The 19466-nt window shown below is 57.2% G+C and carries 26 protein-coding genes; 22 read left to right on the forward strand and 4 right to left on the reverse strand.

Annotated features, from left to right (window positions below):
* Nucleotides 1-287: 287 nt before the first annotated feature.
* Nucleotides 288-1448, reverse strand: coding sequence for a hypothetical protein (locus APH35_RS09380; protein ID WP_060514649.1), 1161 nt, complete (start codon nt 1446-1448; stop codon nt 288-290).
* 570 nt (nt 1449-2018) lie between these two features.
* Here APH35_RS09380 and APH35_RS09385 point away from each other — a divergent pair.
* The 21 genes from APH35_RS09385 (at nt 2019) to APH35_RS09485 (ending at nt 16009) form a co-directional block, all read left to right on the forward strand.
* A complete protein-coding gene (locus APH35_RS09385) occupies nt 2019-2909 on the forward strand; it encodes a hypothetical protein (protein WP_177335360.1) in 891 nt (296 codons plus the stop codon).
* Nucleotides 2910-3501: 592 nt separating this feature from the next.
* On the forward strand, nt 3502-3819 hold the full coding sequence (locus APH35_RS09395) for a hypothetical protein (RefSeq protein ID WP_060514651.1): 318 nt from the start codon (nt 3502-3504) through the stop codon (nt 3817-3819).
* A 276-nt stretch (nt 3820-4095) separates the two neighbouring features.
* Nucleotides 4096-5643, forward strand: a complete 1548-nt coding sequence (locus APH35_RS09400) for a DNA cytosine methyltransferase (protein WP_060514652.1) — start codon at nt 4096-4098, stop codon at nt 5641-5643.
* 185 nt (nt 5644-5828) lie between these two features.
* Nucleotides 5829-6170, forward strand: coding sequence for a hypothetical protein (locus APH35_RS09405; RefSeq protein ID WP_060514653.1), 342 nt, complete (start codon nt 5829-5831; stop codon nt 6168-6170).
* A 132-nt stretch (nt 6171-6302) separates the two neighbouring features.
* On the forward strand, nt 6303-6560 hold the full coding sequence (locus tag APH35_RS09410) for a hypothetical protein (protein ID WP_060514654.1): 258 nt from the start codon (nt 6303-6305) through the stop codon (nt 6558-6560).
* Nucleotides 6561-6716: 156 nt separating this feature from the next.
* On the forward strand, nt 6717-7058 hold the full coding sequence (locus APH35_RS09415) for a hypothetical protein (RefSeq protein WP_060514655.1): 342 nt from the start codon (nt 6717-6719) through the stop codon (nt 7056-7058).
* Between the two features lie 9 nt (nt 7059-7067).
* A complete protein-coding gene (locus APH35_RS09420; RefSeq protein ID WP_060514656.1) occupies nt 7068-7253 on the forward strand; it encodes a hypothetical protein in 186 nt (61 codons plus the stop codon).
* A gap of 54 nt (nt 7254-7307) precedes the next feature.
* Complete coding sequence (locus APH35_RS09425; RefSeq protein ID WP_060514657.1) at nt 7308-7547, forward strand: hypothetical protein; 240 nt, start codon at nt 7308-7310, stop codon at nt 7545-7547.
* Nucleotides 7548-7676: 129 nt separating this feature from the next.
* Complete coding sequence (locus APH35_RS09430; protein ID WP_060514658.1) at nt 7677-8321, forward strand: hypothetical protein; 645 nt, start codon at nt 7677-7679, stop codon at nt 8319-8321.
* Nucleotides 8318-8758 carry a hypothetical protein gene (locus APH35_RS09435; RefSeq protein ID WP_060514659.1) on the forward strand — a complete coding sequence of 147 codons (441 nt, stop codon included), beginning with the start codon at nt 8318-8320 and terminating at the stop codon, nt 8756-8758. Before APH35_RS09430 ends, APH35_RS09435 begins: the two co-directional genes overlap by 4 nt.
* 147 nt (nt 8759-8905) lie before the next feature.
* Nucleotides 8906-9139 carry a hypothetical protein gene (locus tag APH35_RS09440; protein ID WP_060514660.1) on the forward strand — a complete coding sequence of 78 codons (234 nt, stop codon included), beginning with the start codon at nt 8906-8908 and terminating at the stop codon, nt 9137-9139.
* 57 nt (nt 9140-9196) lie between these two features.
* Nucleotides 9197-9442 carry a hypothetical protein gene (locus APH35_RS09445; RefSeq protein WP_060514661.1) on the forward strand — a complete coding sequence of 82 codons (246 nt, stop codon included), beginning with the start codon at nt 9197-9199 and terminating at the stop codon, nt 9440-9442.
* A gap of 115 nt (nt 9443-9557) precedes the next feature.
* On the forward strand, nt 9558-10079 hold the full coding sequence (locus APH35_RS09450; protein WP_256213739.1) for a DapH/DapD/GlmU-related protein: 522 nt from the start codon (nt 9558-9560) through the stop codon (nt 10077-10079).
* Nucleotides 10080-10533: 454 nt separating this feature from the next.
* Nucleotides 10534-10692 carry a hypothetical protein gene (locus APH35_RS28795; RefSeq protein ID WP_156341203.1) on the forward strand — a complete coding sequence of 53 codons (159 nt, stop codon included), beginning with the start codon at nt 10534-10536 and terminating at the stop codon, nt 10690-10692.
* An 85-nt stretch (nt 10693-10777) separates the two neighbouring features.
* On the forward strand, nt 10778-11338 hold the full coding sequence (locus APH35_RS29325; RefSeq protein WP_256213740.1) for a hypothetical protein: 561 nt from the start codon (nt 10778-10780) through the stop codon (nt 11336-11338).
* Nucleotides 11339-11670: 332 nt separating this feature from the next.
* Complete coding sequence (locus tag APH35_RS09460) at nt 11671-12480, forward strand: hypothetical protein (protein ID WP_256213741.1); 810 nt, start codon at nt 11671-11673, stop codon at nt 12478-12480.
* Nucleotides 12470-12832: a hypothetical protein gene (locus tag APH35_RS09465; protein WP_060514662.1), complete on the forward strand. Its 363-nt coding sequence runs from the start codon at nt 12470-12472 to the stop codon at nt 12830-12832. Before APH35_RS09460 ends, APH35_RS09465 begins: the two co-directional genes overlap by 11 nt.
* 560 nt (nt 12833-13392) lie before the next feature.
* Nucleotides 13393-14238 carry a hypothetical protein gene (locus APH35_RS09475; RefSeq protein ID WP_060514664.1) on the forward strand — a complete coding sequence of 282 codons (846 nt, stop codon included), beginning with the start codon at nt 13393-13395 and terminating at the stop codon, nt 14236-14238.
* A gap of 536 nt (nt 14239-14774) precedes the next feature.
* Nucleotides 14775-15200, forward strand: a complete 426-nt coding sequence (locus tag APH35_RS09480) for a hypothetical protein (RefSeq protein ID WP_060514665.1) — start codon at nt 14775-14777, stop codon at nt 15198-15200.
* A 17-nt stretch (nt 15201-15217) separates the two neighbouring features.
* Nucleotides 15218-15418 (forward strand): hypothetical protein, encoded by a 201-nt coding sequence (locus tag APH35_RS28800; protein ID WP_156341204.1) that lies wholly within the window; start codon nt 15218-15220, stop codon nt 15416-15418.
* Between the two features lie 114 nt (nt 15419-15532).
* Complete coding sequence (locus APH35_RS09485) at nt 15533-16009, forward strand: hypothetical protein (RefSeq protein ID WP_060514666.1); 477 nt, start codon at nt 15533-15535, stop codon at nt 16007-16009.
* On the opposite strand, the gene APH35_RS09490 is transcribed toward APH35_RS09485, so the two are convergent.
* Nucleotides 16004-16762, reverse strand: coding sequence for a hypothetical protein (locus APH35_RS09490; RefSeq protein ID WP_256213744.1), 759 nt, complete (start codon nt 16760-16762; stop codon nt 16004-16006). The genes APH35_RS09485 and APH35_RS09490 overlap by 6 nt on opposite strands.
* Entirely contained in the window at nt 16759-17778 is a 1020-nt protein-coding gene (locus tag APH35_RS09495) for a hypothetical protein (RefSeq protein WP_060514668.1), read from the reverse strand. Before APH35_RS09495 ends, APH35_RS09490 begins: the two co-directional genes overlap by 4 nt.
* Before the next feature lie 321 nt (nt 17779-18099).
* On the opposite strand from APH35_RS09495, the gene APH35_RS09500 reads away from it, so the two are divergent.
* Nucleotides 18100-18720, forward strand: a complete 621-nt coding sequence (locus APH35_RS09500) for a hypothetical protein (protein WP_177335361.1) — start codon at nt 18100-18102, stop codon at nt 18718-18720.
* 140 nt (nt 18721-18860) lie between these two features.
* Here the strand turns inward: APH35_RS09500 and APH35_RS09505 are convergent, their stop codons facing one another.
* Complete coding sequence (locus tag APH35_RS09505; RefSeq protein WP_060514669.1) at nt 18861-19262, reverse strand: hypothetical protein; 402 nt, start codon at nt 19260-19262, stop codon at nt 18861-18863.
* Nucleotides 19263-19466 lie beyond the last annotated feature (204 nt).

Genomic DNA, 19466 nt, shown 5'->3' on the forward strand with positions numbered 1-19466 from the left:
TTAATGGACTTGACGCGCAGCCCAGATGTTGGGGCTGGACTTAGAGAATTAAAACTGTCGCAACATATAGCTCGATCAGTTGTAGTCACCCGCCCGCGCCGCCGCACCCCGGACTCTACTCAGGCTCAAATCGAGTGACGCAGGTTGGTCACTGCCGGCGCCCTACTGAAGGCTGCCTGTTAGCTCACTGGTTATGGTCGCTGGTGGGGTGATGCTCGCTTTGCTGCTGGTAGTCAAGGTATTTCAGTCACCGGCGAGCAAAGCCCCAGTCGCTTACATTCTGTGGATCAGTGCTGTGTGTCGGGGGTTTCAGGGTTGCCGACAACATAGATGTGGCCTGTTAAATCATCCGCGGAGCTAGCGCCGATTAATTGCGGTTTTATCCATTTCCGTTTGATAAGACTGTTGGCTTGACCGTGGTGTTGGCGTCGCCAGTGGCCCCGCCGCCAATGAGCGCGACGGTGGCCTCCGTGCGCAGCTGTATTAGAGGATGAGAATTCTCGGCCAAGTAGGTATACCGCCGTATAGCCCTCGGACAGCAATTTTGATTTCAACTTCTCACGTTGTCTTGGGTTGGACTGCTCCCAACGTACCGTGTAGTCAGTTGGGGCGTCTCGACCTGGCTCTAGACGCCGCTGAGTACCAAGCGACTCCAGGTAGAACAAGACATTCACGATCAAACTTGAGGCCTGCTTTAAGATTTCTCCGCAGTCATTGATTTCAGCACGCCGATGAGCGTTTAGCGCTTTAGCTGACTCGGAGTCATCGAGTTGATCTAAAAAGTTGCTGGCGCGACGGGCGATAGCATGCTCAATGGCCAGCGCCACCGGCATAGCCTGCTCCTCCGGTGTGAAATCCATAAAGTAGCCCGGCGACATCACACCTTCACCACCCTTCTTGCACGTCGAGAACCCGAGTTTCAAACGCACGTTGCCTTGTTCATCGTATGGGGTCATTGCAACGAAAGCACCATCTAGATACTCAAAATCTTCTCCCCAAGGGAGACGGATAGCATCCCGCTTGCCGAAATGAACAAAGAACGCCTCATAAGGTGGGTGCCAACCTTCGAGCGTACAGTCGCCGAAATCCGTTTGCTCCAGCATCTCGACCACTTCATCTGTAAGGTCGAATATCTGGCGTCCGCAATTGAAGAACTGAGCGGCAAGCGGCACCCAATGATGCATCTCCGCCATCTTTGCACCGATTGCGCACGCCAAATGGCCACGTTCAGCCGAGCCTGGGAATTCCTGCCTAAGCTGCTCCATCCCAACCCGCAAGGCCGGCTCAACTAGCTCATCTTGAATTTTATCCATTAGGTGGTACGCAATGCGCCCATCCTTTAGAACGCAGCTGGCGCGAGCAGCTTCCACCGCAAAGATCCACCAGATCTCTTTCTGATAGCGCACAGGAGCATAGGGCGAGAACTTCAGGCGGTCGGTGACGTTCATAGCGGTCTTCTTGAATAAATAGGGAGGAGACAGCGAAGGACCTCTGATCCAACGCTGCTACACGCCAGTGGTGCTATCTATGCAAGCTGTTTTGCCAGTTCTTAAGGATAGTCTGCGCTGCCACTTTTTGCGGATTTAGCTAAGAGAAATCAGATCATAGTACCAAGCTAAGCACCTGCAGGGCTTAGGCAGTAAGAGCAGGAACACTTTCGACGCTCATCATCAGAGAATTAAAACTGTCGCAGAGCTGCGCGTGGGGGGGCCTGGCACCTGGTGTCTTTCCGTGAGACGTGGCCATCGCGCCGGTGGCCATAGGGAGTTACGCCGGCCGCGAGCTTAACCGCTGATCAGCTATGGGTTGCGCACGTCGTGACCAAGGTCTCCCGCGACAGCTTTGAATAGCCTGCGACAGTTTTTAATGTCTAAAACCAGGGCCACGCTGATCACCATCTTGCCAAGTATAGATACGTGTTCGGAATCCAATTGCCATTATCATGTGAGTTCGAAGGACGGCCCTCGGTATCCCAGGGGCCTCATGAAGCGATCCTCAGCGGATCCAGGGGAGGGGGCATGGCCAAACAAGATGAGATGACGAATCGATCCATCGCGATCCTGATCAATCTGTCTGCGGGCTTGGACGAAGCCGGCATCGAGTGCGGCGATGAGCGCGTGCCGCTCACTGCAAACTTGCGTTTGGCCGCGGCCGCCGGAGCTGCCTCGTTGTCCCAGCGAGCCAAGCGGTCGACGCCGTTCTCGAACCAGACGAGTAGTCCGCATGTGAAGTTGGTCAAGACCGCCGCTAATTGGCTCGACCAGCTCAAAGTGGTCAAAGGGTTCCACGGGGACGTCTCAGCCGCTGAGTTTCTCGGTGTCAGCCAGACTCAGTTCTCCCGCTGGCGTACCGGCAAGGACCTTTTGGACAACTACCACGCCTGGCAGATCGCAGCAGCGTTGAATGTGAACCCAATGGTGGTGATCGGCAGCGTTGGTTTCCACCACTCACGCGACACTGATCGCACCAGGTGGTTGGCCATGCTCTCAACGGTCCTTGATTCGGAACTCCCTGCGGTACCTGCGCAGACGCCGCCAGCGCCAGCCCGGGCAGCTGAGCAGTTCCAGCAGCAGACTCCTGCTCCTAGCAGTACCGGGGGGAACGCTGAGTCGACCGCCCAGGGCAGCAAATGGACAGACGAGGAAGATCAGCGGCTTGTTGCGGGCTACCGTGACGGTTCCGCGATCGACGCCCTGGCCACGGCTCACAGGCGCACGCCCAAGGCCATTTTGCTGCGGCTCAGCAATATGCACCGGTTGATACCGGCCGAGCAGCTTGCGAGCTTGTGCGAGCTCTACGGCGTGAACCTGAGCAGTCCTGGTAACGGCCGCAAGACCGAACAGAAAAAGGGCTCCCAGCGGCAGAGAAGGGGAAAGGCCAAGGAACATGCCCCTACGGTGTTCCTTTGAGCGATCAGGTACCTGACTGGTCAGCTGCTGGCGCTAGGAGTACAGATGTACTCCTTTCGTGCAGGCGGCAGTTTGGGCAGGCCTGCCAGCTTCTGACTTGACCAAATGTGCCATACGAATCACCAGGCACTAGCGATGGCACATTTCGGCGCCATCGGTACAACCGGCAATTGAGGTGTTCTATGAGTACAACCCAACTCCCTGAAGCATCACCCCGGCGAACGCTGCTGCAGCGGATTTTCGGCGCTGGACTGGGGCAGAACCTAATCTCGGTCTGGGTGACTGAGATCGGCAACTACGCCTTTGGCCAGGTGGTCACCGAGACGAAGGTGAAACTCGGTCGATACACGGTGCTGCATTGGAAGACGTACAGAACCCCTGATCTTGATCGAGAAGAATAGGGGGCAGCGGTAAAGCTAGTCGCTGATTGGTACTGGGGATCCCCCCCTCTTGTTCAGTGTGCCTTGCTGGTTTGGGCTTCGTTATCTGCAGGTGTTTCCCATAACGAGTTGACCAGTGAACGCGATGGCGCTGTTGGCCTCGCACCGATTCAATCCTGCTGCTGGCAGAAGCCAGCCAACGGAGATCATGGATGTGCACACCCAACGAACAGGCTTCCCGCAGATTGATGGCCAGCTCAATCGAGCTGATCACCGACCGGGACGAGAAGTTCTCTGCTGTCGTAACCAGCATGGGCAGCTATGGCAACAGGTATTTCCAGGAGGCCTTCAAAGTGCAGTACCCCGAGGACTGGGCGACGATCGAGCGAAGCTACTCCTTGCCCGGGCTCCATTACGGGGAGGTGGGGCGGTGTGTCGATGGGAAATGGACCATGGTTGCGATTGAGCCTTCACCCTTCGCACTGCTGGACGCGCAGTACTGCGACTACCTGCGGAACCCGCCCTTTTAGGTATCGGATGGAATGCTCTGCACTCTGGCCTGGCACGCTGCCCGGCCGCATGAACGCTACACCCACTCCGGCCATGCTTGGCCGGAGTTTTTTAGGCCCAGCAGAAGGGGCGGCCGGCTCGCCCGACGCCGGGAGTCAGCAAAATAAATTGTTGTATAGTTTAATTAATCATTGATAAAGGTTGTCCTATAGTTTAATTTCGGTGTCCTGTAAGTACACAAACCAGGGGAATCGATCCACCTGGCGGGCGCCACACAACTCTTCTAGGACGGCTGCATGCTGATCAAAAAAATCCTCACTCACTTCCACTTCTGCTGCGGCTTGGGCGGTGGTGCCAAAGGCTTCAACCAGGCGAAGCCCATCGTCGGCAACATGCAGGCTGAATGGGAGTGCCTGGGAGGCGTCGACGTTGATCCGGCCGGCCTTGCAGACTTCAAGCGTTTGACCGGTGTTGAGGGCACGCAGTTGGATCTCTTCACTCGCGAGCAGTACATCAGGTTTCACGGCAAGGAGCCGCCAGCCGGATGGAAGGAAGCAACGCCAGATGACATCCGCCGTGCCGCCCAGAACCGCCGGCCCGATACCGTCTTCATCAGCTCCCCATGCAAGGGCGCCAGCGGGTTGTTGTCCGAGAAGATGAGCGCCACCCCCAAGTACCAGGCCTTGAACGAGCTCACCCTGCGTTGCATCTGGCTGATGGCGGAGACCTGGCGCGATGATCCGGTGCCGATGCTGGTATTCGAGAACGTCCCGCGTCTGGCCAACCGCGGCCGGCACCTGCTGGACCAGATTGGCGCCTTGCTAAGCCACTATGGGTACGCTGTCGCCGAAACCACCCATGACTGCGGGGTGATTGGCGGCTTGGCTCAAAGCCGTAAGCGATTCCTGTTGGTGGCTCGCCATGTCGAGAAGGTCCCGCCATTCCTCTACGAACCAGAGAAAAAGAGCCTGCGCTCTGTAGGCGACATCCTCAGCCGCATGCCTCTTGCCGGCGACATCGAGCGAGCCGGACCAATGCACCGGGTGCCAGCTCTGCAATGGAAAACCTGGGTCCGCCTGGCATTGGTCGAGGCGGGGAAAGACTGGCGCAGTCTCAATAACCTGGCGATACAAGATGGATATCTGCGCGACCTGGTCATCGTCCCAGGGTATCGGGCGGGATACATGGGAGTGCATGGCTGGAACGAAAGTATGGGCACGGTGGCTGGACGATCGAACCCAACAAACGGGGCGTTCTCGGTGGCAGACCCGCGTGCCCGGGCCGGCGCCCTGCAGTATCAGCAGTACGGTGTTCGCCGGTGGCAAGACACCAGCGGCGCCATCATTGGCGTCAAGAGCCCAGGGCAAGGCACATTCAGTGTCGCTGATCCCCGAGCGGCGAAGATGCGCACAAATGGCGAACCCTATCTGCCTGGCGGGCACTACGGCGTGGTGCCGGTGCAGGGCGCCGCGGGCAGTCAGCATGACGACGGGCGGTGGGACGTTGCCGACACCCATCTCCCAGGCGCTGACGAGAAGCTCACCTGCGTCATCGAGTCGCTCGACGGGACCTGGCACCGGCCATTCACGACCTTGGAGCTGGCGGCGATCCAGAGCCTTGTTGAGCCAGAGGAGCAACTGGAATTGGACGGGTTGAGCGATCAGGCCTGGCGCGAACGGATTGGCAACGCAGTTCCCCCGAAGGCAGCTGAAGCGATCGGCCATGTTATGGGCACCACTTTGCTGCTGGCCGCCCAAGGCGAGACTTTCATGCTGAGCAGCATGCCCATCTGGGTCCGGCCAGTCGCGGTAGGCCTGAGCGTATCTCAGCTGGCGACACAATGATCATGATCGGCCCACGGCACCGGCTAATCCGCGGGTTAGGCGCCAGCGGAGCGGTGCACACTTGGCTGTAGACACTTTCGAGACCGCCGATACAGTGCTGCCACTGATTGGCAAAAACGATGCTGGGTTCGCCTGGCATCTTCACCACGACGTGAAGATCACGTCATCACGATGAGATGTAGAAAATGGATGACAGAAACAACGGCCTTCTGATTGAAGGCTTCGTGCAGGGTTCCTATGACCGCATGTTCGGTGCCGGCAAGGTGGAGGCTCGCCACAACCCGCTCACCAGCTGGTCTCAGGCAACCCTCTCCAATAGTGAACACAACTTCCAGGACACGCACCGCGAGGTAAAGCGTACCTTCGAAGGCTTGCAGCACACGCTCTACAAGGAAGGTGGTAACGATGAACTGCTGACCGATCTGTCTGCAGTCCAGGACCGACTGACCAGCGCTACGACCGTCGACGAACTGGGCACCGCGATCATCGAGTCGCGGCCAGTGCTTGACCAGGCGTTTAACCAGTAAGGCAGGCGCTTGAAGCCCTGGACAGCGTTCAGGGCTTCTCACTGATCGGTGCACGCATGAGCCGTCTCACATGCTTGGCCGAAGGCGTCGCGACGGAAGCACTTCGTCCACGAGGTAAAATAGGAATCCCTAATGGCAACCTTGAACATCCCAGCTGATAAAGCCCACTCCGCGCTCGAACACCTTGCCGACCATTTGCAGAGTGGTCGAAGCGATCCCGCTACCCGCATTGCTGCAGCAAGAGCGCTTGGCATCGCAGGCGGTGCAGAGGCGCTGGAAGCGCTGATGACTTTTCTCCGTGTAAACGGCATGGCACCGACCGAAGTTAGGTCAGCTGCAATGTTGGCAGTCGGCCAAGTGCTTAGCACAGCGGGTAAATCGGGGGGATGAGCTGAGGGGGCCGAGTTGCCCACTGTCTTGACTTCCTCTGGTCGCAGGCGAATACGAAATTTCCCGAAAATAGTTGTCGCATAGTTCAATCTTTGTTGATTTAGATTGTCCTATAGTTTAATGTTGTGGCTCAGTCATTCAACGGACCCGCTGGCCATGAGCCGCTTCAAATTCCTCGGAATCAACGACGACAAATCTCACTGTGAATGTTGCGGCAAGCAGGGTCTCAAGCGCGTGGTTTGGATTGAGGACTGCGAGACCAACGAGATTCGCCACTTCGGCACTACCTGCGCCATGGCGCCGGTAAAGGGGTTCACGCTCGACCTTGAGATCAAGGCGGAAATGCGTCGGCTGGATGAGGTGCAAAAGTCTCGCTTTGCCCGGGCGTACCAATCGTACCGGCAAAAGGGTGGACGTTGTGTGGCCAACCCGGCCAAGCCTGGATACTTCATGTACGCAGATCCAGATCTTTGGAAGGACTGCCTAGCGGCGGCATAGGGGACAATCATGACCAACACTGAACGCCTGATTGAAGGGCACAAGCAGTGCAAAGCCCAGGGGACCACTCTGCGCTTCGCAACTGGCCGCTACACCGGCAATGGCACTTCGGTTGTCGAGGCCCTGCGCCGTCGTGGCTACACCGTGAACCGACTGCGCAGCTCGTACTACGAAGTAGCAAACGGCCCAGCCTAATCCCACCGGCCCGGATCGCTGGCCAGCAACTCACAATTGCCCTGGAGGGCCTGCATGATCGAAACCGTCACTGTCGCCGCCGATTGGTCGGTTCAAGGTATGAGCGCCAGCTACAAGGGTACTCACACCTTCGGCTTGAACGTTGGGCGAGACGAGTCACCCGAGGACATCGAGATGCGCGCACGAGCTCGCGCCCGGCAGCTGGTCGCCGATGGCGGCTGCTGGCCAGTTCGGGCTGTGCAGATAAGCAGTCTGCAGGTTACCCGCGATCGCGCCCCCGTTTCGGACGTGTAGGTCGCCTACGTGCGCATCACCGCACGCTATGCCCAGTCTCCGAGCTGGGCCGAGCCCATAGAAAGACAATCATCAATGACCTGCTGGCGCAGTTGCCGCCAGAGGCCGCACGCCTGCAGGAGGCAAAGCATGAGCATCACTAAGATCACCGAATGCCGCGAGTGCGGTAGCAAGTCCCTGACTTGGCAGACGCACAACAAGAACATCAGCGATGCACAGCACGGCCGTCTGCGCACGAGCGACATTCGTTGCCAGCTGATTTTGGGCTGTGATCAGTGCTCGGAAACCCTGGCCATCATGAGCGCCGACCAGGTAGCTGCATGGCTCACAGAACAAGGACAGGAGCTGGCTGCTCAGCACCAGGGCAGCGATGCCATCCCAACGGCCGCCAGTGCTGGCGAGGTTGAAGAGTCGCTGCTGTGGCTTGACGACTTTGTTGCGCGCTGCAATGGGGATGATCGCGGCTCCTGCGCTGCTGTCGAGACCCTGCGCACTGCCCTGGCCGCCAAGGTGCAGGCCAAGAAGATCAGCGCCGTTGCCTTGCGTGAGGCGATGGAGAACCTGGCGATCAGCGCTTCCGTGGCCGACCTCCCAGCCTTCTTCCTGCCTGCGTCAGTGCGCCAGCAGCCGCTCGTGATGCTGGGCGGTGTGTGCGTGCGTGTTACTTACTCCGGACTCAAGTGGTACCACGAGCAGCTGGTGGATGACCGCTGGGAAGCGCTGGCCGTGGACGAATTCGAATCGCTGTTGGTGGAGGCCCTGGCGAAGGCATGAAACAGATCACACCTGCAGAAAATCTCGTTGTCGGGTCTACGCCGTTCCCCGGTGGTCCAGGCTATGAGGGTCCGTTGACCCTAACGTCTGTCGATGATGTCCGCGGCCTGTTTGAAGGGCTCTGTGCCGTCGTCTCTATCCTTGAGCTTGGCGCTGCCGCCAATGCCGCTTTCGCGGTCATTCCATCTGTCCTGGAGCTACTCAAGCATGTATGTGGCGACGATCCGCGCTTTGCTCGGGTCTCTTGTAACCTGAATGTCGTGGATCGCCTGGACATGATCGATTGCAGCATTTACCGCACCAAAGTACCAGCGCCAACCAAAATGGGATTAAGAGAAGTGATGAGCGTACGCATACTTGGCGTTCCGCTTGTGGTGGTGCTTACCGTGGTGGCAGGTGCATTTGGGGGGCTGATCGGCCATGTACTGACCGGCTGATCATGGGGCGCTGGCCAGCACTGTTGGTTCGAGCTGGCGCCAGCAATGCATCTGTAAATAGGCACATGTGCCTACCGCCGCACTCGCCGCATGCTAGGCACATGTGCCTAGCACCCAGGCCCGCTCATCAAGATGGAGAGCCTACACATGGCCCCGACTCCCCGCAAACCCCGTAATAAACCAACTCAGCTGCAGACCGGTATTCTCCTCGCTGCTGCCGATCTCTCGCGTTACATCTACGACAGAGGCGATGCTGCTGCGTTGCTGAAGCGGCAGGGCTTAGACGATGCAAACTGCTCTGCCCTGGATGAGATGGACAAGGAAGAGTTGCGGATCCTGCGCGATGACTATGGGCTCGCCAGTCTACGTGGCCTGGATTGAATACCTCTCTCATTCTGAAACATGCATCACCACTTCACCAGTTCGAGGACGCCACATATGGCGCAGTACGACACCGAGCGAGGTTGCCCAAAATGCGGTGGCCACGAGGGATACCAGTTCGACCTGGTTGAAAAGCACATCATGGGCGCCGGATGGGGCGAGCCCCCCGTGTCTATCGACAGCGGAATCATCGTGAGCCGAAGCCTGGTCAAGTGCATCGAATGCGGCCATCGGTTCCGCCTGGACACATTGCGTACCCTTGGCGCCATTGGCGGAGAGGTGGATGAGGGCGAAGGGGAATAGCCTCGAACGACGTCACAAGTCTCAACGTGCCCAACCTTCACCTGCAGCTTCAGTCATGGGCATCCCTGCCGATACTTTGTGCTCCTACATCATTTTCGGACCTCGGATCCTTCGCGTGCTCCTACTCATCGCCAAACTCAAACGTTCGTTGACTCCGCGTCAGTACATCCGACTCCTCGACACTCACGATCTCGGCAAGAAGGTGTCCAACCGCCTCATGTCGAAGGTGGGCATCCGAACCGAAGGCAAGGTGGTCATTCGTCCGCCGTTCTACTTCGAACGGGGCAATCTGGAACTGGGGGAGGGCGCCTTCATCAACAGCGGCTGCGTGTTCCTGGACGAGGCACCCATTCGCATCGGCCGGCACGCCATGCTCGGTCCACAGGTGCGCTTGTGCACCACCAGTCACGATGTTCATCCAGAGCGTCGTAAGAGCAACGACTACACCGCACCGATCACAGTAAGCGACAATGCTTGGATCGGGGCCGGGAGTGTGGTGCTTCCAGGTGTCAGCATCGGACACAACAGCGTGGTAGCCGCCAACAGTGTGGTGACCGAGGATGTGCCGCCAAACGCGCTCTATGCTGGGGCGCCGGCACGGTTCAAGAAATGGCTCGTTGTTCCACATGAAGCTTGAGGCATAAGACCGTTCCTCATGCCGGTATGACGAGTTCTTCCCTATGATCACGCAGGCAGATCGAAATGGCGGTCTGCCGATGTCCCTCGATCGCCCAAGCTCAATCCTTGCCATGTGCGGTGCTCCCTGTTGTATAAAACATCGATCGTTGAGAAAAACCCAGGCTTCTCCATCGGTAATTGAGAAATCGCCCTGGTTGACGTGAATGCTGAGCCATGCGCGTTCGGGCTCGCCAGCGAGCGGGGCGTCTTTCTCATCCATTGATGGTGATTTCTCATTTAACGATGTAGTTCTCAAATAGCGATGTGTCTTACACCTGTACTGCCTTGGTTGCCAGGGTTCAGAATGCACGCTCAATCGTTGATAAAGTTAGCGTATAAGACAACTTTACCTTGATTTAAGGTTGTCTTATGGTTTAATCTTTTGGCCTGTAGTCATCTACCAGGACAAATCAATGCGTACCTACAAAGGTTCCATCAAGACCGACGTTCAGGGCTCCGAAGTGGAGTTCGAGGTCGAAGACAACGCCACCCAGGCTGAAATCGAATACGAAGCTAAGCAGGCTGCCTTCGAGCACGTGGAGTGGAATTACGCGGAAGTGAAGGGCGCGTAAAGGTGCTCTAGGCCCGCATCGTGCGGGCGAACGTCAGTCTAGGCGCGAGCTTCGCGGCCCCAACCAGATAGGACAGGTGATAGAGATGGATCAGGTATATCCGCGGGAGACGCTTGAGCACAAGCGTGCAGGATTTGAGCAGGGCATCAAGACAATCGCCGTCGAGCGTTTTGGCTACTCGGGCAATGACAACACCTTCTACATGCTGATCGAGCGCAACCGTAATGGCCGCTACGCGGTTGAGTGGGTGCGGGGGGCATGGGAAGGCCTGATGCTGGCGGAACAGCTTCAGGCCAGCGCGTTGGCAGCTGGCATTGGCCCGAAAGCGCTGCAGATCAATTTCCCGGCGGCCGAGCGTGCAAATGTCAGCGATTCCAAGCTCTACAGTCATGCCGAAGTACCGAGCATGGACCGGGCCGACGAAGACTACATCGTGCACCTTACAGTGCGGGCTGCCGACCCTGACCAGGAGCGTCTCCTTGCCGATACCTGCACACGCGCCGTGACATCCGCTCCCAAAGCGCTGGCAGCCATGCACCAGGCATATGCGAAGCTGGACAGCGTCGCCTTCGTATCGGTGGAGGGTGACACCGACGAGGTTAAAAGCGCGTTGCTCGATGCCATGGCCGCTCTCTCTGTTCAGTGATGTTCCTCTCTGCGCCCGGGCGTGAAACACCGCCAGGGCGTGGGTAGAGGTCAGATAAACAGCGCCAGCGCACGCAGAGGACTCAACATGGACCAGCAGCCTAATTGGCGGGTTACCTACCACGATAACGCCGGCCAGGTGGTTATCGTCGAGTGATCGCACCCAGCTACAACGACGCCATCAGCGAGGCGTCATCCAAGGTCTTCAACGTCTACTTCCAATCAGCGAAGCGAATCTAGGTCAGATCCTGAACCACGCATCCCCAGCCATCGAGTTGGGTCGATGGCGTGGAAGCGGCGCGGATTTCGTGTGCGCATCAGGGGTGGAAGATCATGCCGTTGACCTGGAACGTTGCTTATTACTCGGGGATGTCCAGCTCTCAGGACCTGCGGGCCGCCGTTGATGAGGGTGTCCCAGTAGGTGTCGTTGCCACACTGCTGGACACCCTTAAACTCATTCGGACGCTTCCTCGACATTTGGATGCAGGCGGCTCCGTGTTCATCGACTCGGGAGCCTTTTCTGCATTCCAGAAGGGCGAGCTCGTGAGCTGGGAGAAAGTGTTTTTCGCCTACGAATGTGTACTGGCGCGGACAGACTACCCCGGGGCTTTGAGCATCGTGGCGCCGGACGTCATCGGCGATCAGTCGGCAACACTCGACTTGTGGGCTGTGCACGCCGAGCGCGTTCGCACGTGGATCACGGCCGGCGCTCGTGTGATCATTCCCCTGCAGCGTGGGGAGCTGTCCGCCGGCGTGATGCTGGCGCATGCCAAGCGGATTTTTCAGACCGACCAATTCTGCGCGGGCATTCCGTCCAACCTAGCTGCAATGAGTGCTGAGGATTGTGCGACCCTGCAGCATCACGACTTCCACCTTCTGGGGCGTGTGGTGATCAACGCCGAGTTGAGCGATAAACTGCGTGCTCTGCTCGCCAATAATCCCGATGCCATCTACACCGCAGATGCCAACTGGCTGCGGTCCCGCATCAAGCAAATCAGCCTCGCGGCTAAGGACTTGCGGAAAGCGCCTCCAGGTAACCCATTTGAGTCTTCGCGTACGCGGGCCGTCCGAGCGATTCTGAGACAGGACGCCTACCTGCAAAAGAACTACCCCCTTCGTCAGGAAATGCAGAATGGAAGTTAAGTCGAATCTCTACCCATGCTCTCATTGCGAGCGCACCGGCACCTGCAATAGTGCCGTCGATGGCGCGTCCTGTGCTGCCTGTGTGAAAGCAAATGAACTGAAGGGCATCCATGTAGGCTTGCCTTGCGGGACCTGCGGCGGAATCGGCCACGCAGAACCGCTGACTGAACGGTTCAACAAACGCTTGCCCTTGTTTATGGGGTTAACTGTGGTGTTCATCCTGTTGTTTGGTGTTTTCTGTAGTGCTGTCACTGAGAGCAGGTACTTCACTGAGCTACTCGCATTTTCTGCCCCGCTGATAGGGGTGGTGCTCGCTTTCTATTTCAGCGTCCGCACCTCCTCGCGTTCATGATGCACTCATGTTACGTGCCATCTGAGAGGCATCTCACAGCGCTATGGCAACGCGCCTGACACACGGACTAAACCCATGACACAAAACACCGGCAGCGCTCTGTGCTCCCTCTGCGGGGCGGCTTATCGACTTTCCTCCAATTTCAAGCGTGACATGCAGAGGCTCTGCAACGCCTGGCTGAGCCGCCACGAGCGTGCGTGTGCGTGTAGAACGCCGGAGCAGCGTCGGTCCTGGGCGCAGAAGTATGTAGGGAAGGATTTCCCTGAGAGCAGCTTGACGGTGGATTTGGAACATCCCGGGTTCAGGGACCCCAAGCCTAGGCTGGAAGTGGAGCCGCTGCAGCTGTCTTGAACCCACGGGCCGACTCGCTCGAATAGCACTGCGCCAGCATCCATGTGGGCAGAATTTGTTCTCGATCATATGGAAGGTGCGGGTTGGAATCCGCTCTGGCACAGTGTTGCTGAGTGATAGCGGATTCTGCTGGTGGTAGCAGGAATTCAATCTGTTATCACCGCCATTGTGCCAGTGAATCCACCGGCCATTTCCAAGGGAGCTGTGAAGTGAAGACCGTTGATGTTGTCAGTAAGGCTTGGACAGATACCTACGAAGAAATTGCTGCTAAGGCCCAGGTCGTTCGGACTGTGCTGGAGCAGCGCAATATCAAGATGCGATCCGGCAGTGCTCTTTCGCAACTGCTTAGCCAGGCCGACAAGTTGAGCCTGGCATGGGCTGAGCAAGTGAAGCCAGATGACCGGGTGGTTTGGGAAGCGGCTTTCGTGAATCGTCTGGCTGATGCGGTGACCAATCTGCCAGATGAACCAGGGATTCAGGAGGCGCTCAAGCGTATGGCCGGCAGTGTCATGCAGCCTGATGATCGGAATACCTCCCAAGGGAAGGACGCTCTCTGGGAGTTGGTGCTGCTGTCCGATTTGAAGAACCGAGGGGTAGCAGCCAAGGCTGCTGAACCAGACATCCTGGTTGACTTCGGCATGGGTGACTACCCGATCGCCTGTAAGAAGATCTGGTCTGAGAGTGGAGTTGAGAAGCGTGTAAGCCATGCTGCAAAGCAGCTGGCACCGTTCAAAAATGGCGGGGTTATTGCGCTCAACCTGGACGATCTGGTGCCCGTAGGGAAGGTCGTGAGCGTTCCTACCAAAGAGCTTGCAAAGGCTGTACTGACCAAGTTCAACTTGGACTTTATTGAACGTCACCGGGACGTGCTGCAGGACGCTGTCATGGGCGGCAAGTGCGATGGTTTCATCATCTCGACGACCGCATTTGCTGTCTTGGCGGAGGAGGAGACCTCGGCCTATCTCGCTTCGCAAAGTTCTCTGTGGCACCTGGGAGATTCGTCACCAGAGGCCTGCCAGCGCTTCCTCGCATTTGGTCACACCCAAGGCATGTAGCTAGGAGCCCAGCAGGGGCTTCCTCTCTCAAGCGCTTGAACAGGGGAGGCCATGCCTCCTCTGCCAGTGGCCAGCAAAGAACTTAATCACACTCCCTACCCCCTGATCTCGCTTGCTGCCTGTGATATCATCTCTTATGTATACGCGTTATGTATCAATTATTTTGGTTGCTGGGGGGTGTATGGCCAGGGACGAAGCTCTGAGGTGTGATTACCAAGGCCAGCATTTCGGTGCAGACTATCCCGATGCCCAGTGCGTCGACGGCTATCTCTGGGATGAGGATAGCTGTGACGAGCCTGGAGGTGCTTTGCTCCATGGAGGAGACATTCCATGCCCAAAATGTAATTCATCTGCGCATGCCACGTACTACGGTACGGATGAAGGCTCAGCGTCGCCCTCAGCCCAGACGGCGGGCAACGGGCCTGACCTGTTATTCCCCAGCAGCCGCAAAGATTCGCCAACGTGTGCACCTGCGCTGTCGAGAACTTGATCAGCCCCACGCAGGTTTAACCGTTCATACATCCACTGGAAAAAGCATGTCACCATTTCGAAAGATTGCTGTGCTCGGTTGTGTCGCTCTGTCGCTGGCAGGGTGCAATGACAAAAAGATCAACGTCACTATTCCGAGTGGCTCGATCCTCTACTCGAAACTGTACCACCTCGGTGATCCGGCTCTCGGCTCAGTCCTTCCAACCGAGCAACGAGCAGGAGGGTTTGGCAAGGTGGAATATGAAATGTCCCAGGCCCTGGCAGGAATTGGCTGCGTTCTAGGCATCCCACTGGAATGGAACAAGCGTGAGCTCAAGCATCTGACTTCTACCTCCACACTGTCCTGCGACGGAGTTGATCAGCGAGAGCTGAAGGGCTACGTGGTCGGCGAAGACGGTAACCAAGGCATGGCCGAGGTTAAGTTGGGCGGTTTGGTCAGGTTCGTGGTCACCGAGACAGTAACGGTCAAATAGCCCCAGGGGAGAGCGTAATGCAGTTATCGAAATTGCGGCCACGTCTGTATCCAAATGGTCGGCTGGCCCTGGAGCTGCTCTACGAGGATGGTGAGCACTGGGGCGTGCTCACAACAAACCTCGTTGAGGCCGAGTTGGCCGTCGATCAGGTGTGTATTCACGGCCTGGCAACTGCCCGATCAAGTGTTGGATCTGCATCTGGCATCCGGGAAGTTTGAAGACACTGGCAGGGTTGAGCCTGCTGGATTTGAAGACGCACCTGTGTGGCGCGTCATCTGCCCAGAGCTGCTGTCGCATGCCCAGCGAATGCGGGCCCATTCGAGGTAAGCAACATGGATTATTCACAACTGCTTGAGCGGAGCTTTCTTCAGATGGCTCACACGTCCGAAAGCCGCCTGGGATATCTCGCGGAGCACGTTTTCGGGTTCACTACGGATTCACCTAGTGCTGACGAGCTGTTGGCTGCCAAAGCTGTAGAGGTCTGCGCGGCGCTGGGCAATCGAACGATGCGGGAGTACGTTACTGCCAAAGACGGCCACCTCTGGTTCTTGTTGATGTTCAACATGCCATTCTTCGCTGGGCGCCTCGATTGGGGCACCTCGATGACCGGATCCTGGTGGAGCGTTGAGCATGGAGAATTTTTGGAGCTGGATAGCTGCGGGCTCTGGACAGAAACCGGCCAGCTGTTAGAGCCGATGCGTTTCACACTTGATCAGTGGAAGGAGTTCATTAACGCGGTCGTCGCTTTCGCTGCGCCCGAACTGGGGCCGGGCGCTGGAAAAGGCTTCGCGGAATTGCCGGCGTTATGAGGTCGGCTGAAGGCCGAAGGATTCTGCAATTCGACCGATGATCGTCTTGAGGTCACCTCGAATCTTGAGCGCTTTGAAGTCGATCTCTTCGACCGCCAGGCGCTCAAGGAACATCCTCATGTCCGTGGCAATGCTTTCGGGCAACTCGATCACCTCGCCAGTCAGCAGACCCGCCAGGGCCAAGACATCGTTCCGATGCTTCCGGATGTTTTTCGAGTCGACTGCTTCTCCGCTCGCCTTGCGCTGAGACAAGTCGAGCCAGGCCTTAGCTTTGAAGGGGATGAGACGATCAGCACTGATGTAGGTCAGCTCCTCGCTCTGATGGCGGCCGGATCGCAACAGGCCGTAATAGTCATCATCGAGCAGGATTGCGCTCAAGCTCGAAACCGATTCATCGGTGGGGATTGGGGTTAGCGTTGCGTTTTCCTCATGCTCTAGGCCTTCAGGTGCACGGGAAAAGAGTTCGATCATGACCGGAAAGGTTTCATCGGAGGGATTCTGGAATCTGTAGAATACGGGCCTGTCACCGCCTCTTTGTTTGATCTCATAGCCTCCCGCCTTTATGAACTCCCAGAACCTGTTTACAAAAGAGGAGTCCAGAGCCTCAATCACGAGCACGATGTCTAGGTCTTTCGTGGCCCTGAAGCTCTCTCCCGCATCTTCCATCGCCAGAGCAGAGGCAACGCCACCGATCAGGACGTAGCTATCGCGGAAATCGCGAAAGTGCTTTGCGAACAAATCTAAACCCTTCACGCTAACCAATTGACCTGCTCCTTAAGTTCATCCAGTGCAATCTGGATACGTTCGTCTGCGTTGTCTTCCAGGCTCAGAAACAGCGACGCTGCATCTGCTATGTATTCTCTTTCTGTGAGCGACGGATACGCCCAGATCTCCACCCACTCTTCGATCGCGTCCACTGCCTCGATCATCTCGAACGCATGGTTCGCCAGCATGTTCTTGAACACATACTTGGTCATGCCCCATACGGCCTGCTTTGGCTCCGCCAGCATCGTGTACTTGGCTAGGGCAGTCTCTCCAGCGATGAACACGCCAGGCATCATGGGGAACGAATTGCGGGTAATACCTATTCTTTTTTTGACGGGGGACCGTAGGTGTTGCTTGGCCTTTTCGAACACCTCTGCAGGCGATCCGTTGAAAGCGTAGGTCTTCCAGGGAAGGTCGCTTTTAGCCGGTGTAATTACGCCCAGCGATGTCAGTTGATCCACTGCCTTCGAGAGGGTCACGCGGCTGTAGCCGAGATCGCCGCGGAGAGCGTTCGTGGTGAAGTAGGCTTCGTCGGCTATCCCGGCATAGAGGCACGAGAGAAGCATGGCTTGGGCCGCGGGGAGGAGGGCGGCTAACTCGCTCTGCTCTCGCCGCTGACGGAAGCTTTCACGCAGGTCCAGCGCCAACTCCGGTATGAACATCTGGAAGCTGGGCTGGATAAAATTGACCTGGTGCATGATCAGGCTGCGGCGGTCTGGAATCGACAAGGACCAGCAGACGTACACCACTACCTGGTTGGTGACGTTGCGCACCAGCTCGATGTGCTTCTGTAGCTTCACGATGCCTGGGTACGCAACATCATCACGGGAAACCAGCAGCATCATGTTGAGCGGCGAACTGTTCCCCATTGGGATGCTCAGCTCGTAGGTCTTGTAGCTGTCTCGGATGGTGTACGGGACCCGGAGTGGCACCGGTGTCATCTGCGCTGCCACACCTAAAATGGACTCAATGTAGGCCTTAGCTTCTTCGTGTAAATTCGGCATGCTCTGGCCTCTTGTTAACTACTTTTTTTCACTGTAAACCACAGTGATTTACAAGTCAAAAATGTGGTTAACAGGCCAGTGATTACGGGGCTTGCAGCCAAGTCGTGCCCCTCGGTAGTGGCTTCTATTCGTCACACTCTACACTGTGCACTGCACAGTGTAGAGTGTGCGACTGGAGCAGTACCTCCTAGCGACCATGCATGACAAACGCCGGCACGCCGGATAATCGCTGTTTACCTTGGTTTGTACGCCGGCAGCATCGACCTCGCCGACTTCAACCCAGGCTCGGTTAAACGGGCAGGGCCAGAGTTCAAACGTTGCGTGCAGCTGATCCAGGATCTCGCTGCCATGCCGGTGGTGAGTCAGACGACAGTCCGCAAGATGGTGGCCGCAGTGGATAGACTTGCCGGTATGGTCCGGGCACCGCGGATGATGGCGCCAACACGCGCTCTTTGGGCTATTGAGGATAGGATTCGTCGCACTCCGCTGGCGCTGGTGCGCCATCTGGCCGCAATTGCAGGGGCCGTAGGAGCGGGTGTCTGGGGGACTATCGACAGGAGTGCAGAAGCGGAAATCGGCGTGGCTCTCGCCGGGGCACTCGTGATGTTGTCTTTTGGCTGCAGCCTGAGCCATCTCCGAGATCCTGATCACACTGTTCCGAAAGGGCTGCTGGCGTTCCTGGCCGTAGGAGCACTGGTGCTCGTGACGAAGGGCGTCCTGTTCACATTCCTGATCTTCGGCGTTATCTCTGCGGGTTTTTTCATCCGTGATATTGCGGTGTGGTGCTCCAAATCGCAGACGGGCGCAGCAGTTACGCGCAATCGTGATGATGAGCTGTTCGGGGATAAGGGCCAAATCTTCACGGTAGAGGAGCTGTACGACATTAGCGGGGGTCCCGGCCCTGCGCATAGCGAATATGGCCTTGCCAAGGACGATGATTGACCGACGTCCCTTGGTTGCAGAGTGGGCGAGCCGGGGCGCCTGCGAGAATGTGTGGCAGCCGCTTGAATAGTGATGAGCTTCATAAAGCTCGGTCTCGATTAGTCTGGGAGTCGAGACCGAGCGGGTAAACCGATCCGTGTTTACTTGCCTTCTCCGTTTGCACGGGCGAGCTGTGCAATGTCCAGTGGTGAACCTTCAGCGAACCCGGCCGGCTGGTAGCACCAGTCTACGACCCAGTCCCGAACATTGCGGCGGGTGAGGGGGCCGTACGCTCGCTTTACGGCCTTGAGGCTGATCAGTCCGCAAATGGGGTTGATGATCCAAAAGCCGATGTGCTTGGCGCAGAGAAAATAGGCTGCGGCGTAAAAAATTGCTGACGCGATGTTCCCGTACATCTCCCGGATTTGAACCATTGGGTAGTAGAACGCAGCTATCGTTGCCAATGCGCAAATCATCACGAGGTGCCACTGGTTCCAGAGCTTAAAAGCCACAAAGCCGGTAATCCACCACTGTTGCCGCTTGTTCATGTCGTCCCATTTCATTTCTCTTTGGTGTCCTTTTGTCTAAGGCCTAGCGGCCAGGACGCAGGATCATATCAATACTAGTGTCTTATCTGTACGCGTTATGTGGTATTTTCTCTCCGGACAGAAATCCATGTGGGGTGATCCGTGGCGACTACAGAAAATAGGATTCGAAAACGAACGATTTACTGGGGAGTAGCGTTGCTCGCCCTGGTTGGTGGGCCG

The organism is Pseudomonas sp. NBRC 111132, assembly GCF_001320565.1.
GTDB classification, from domain to species: domain Bacteria; phylum Pseudomonadota; class Gammaproteobacteria; order Pseudomonadales; family Pseudomonadaceae; genus Aquipseudomonas; species Aquipseudomonas putida_P.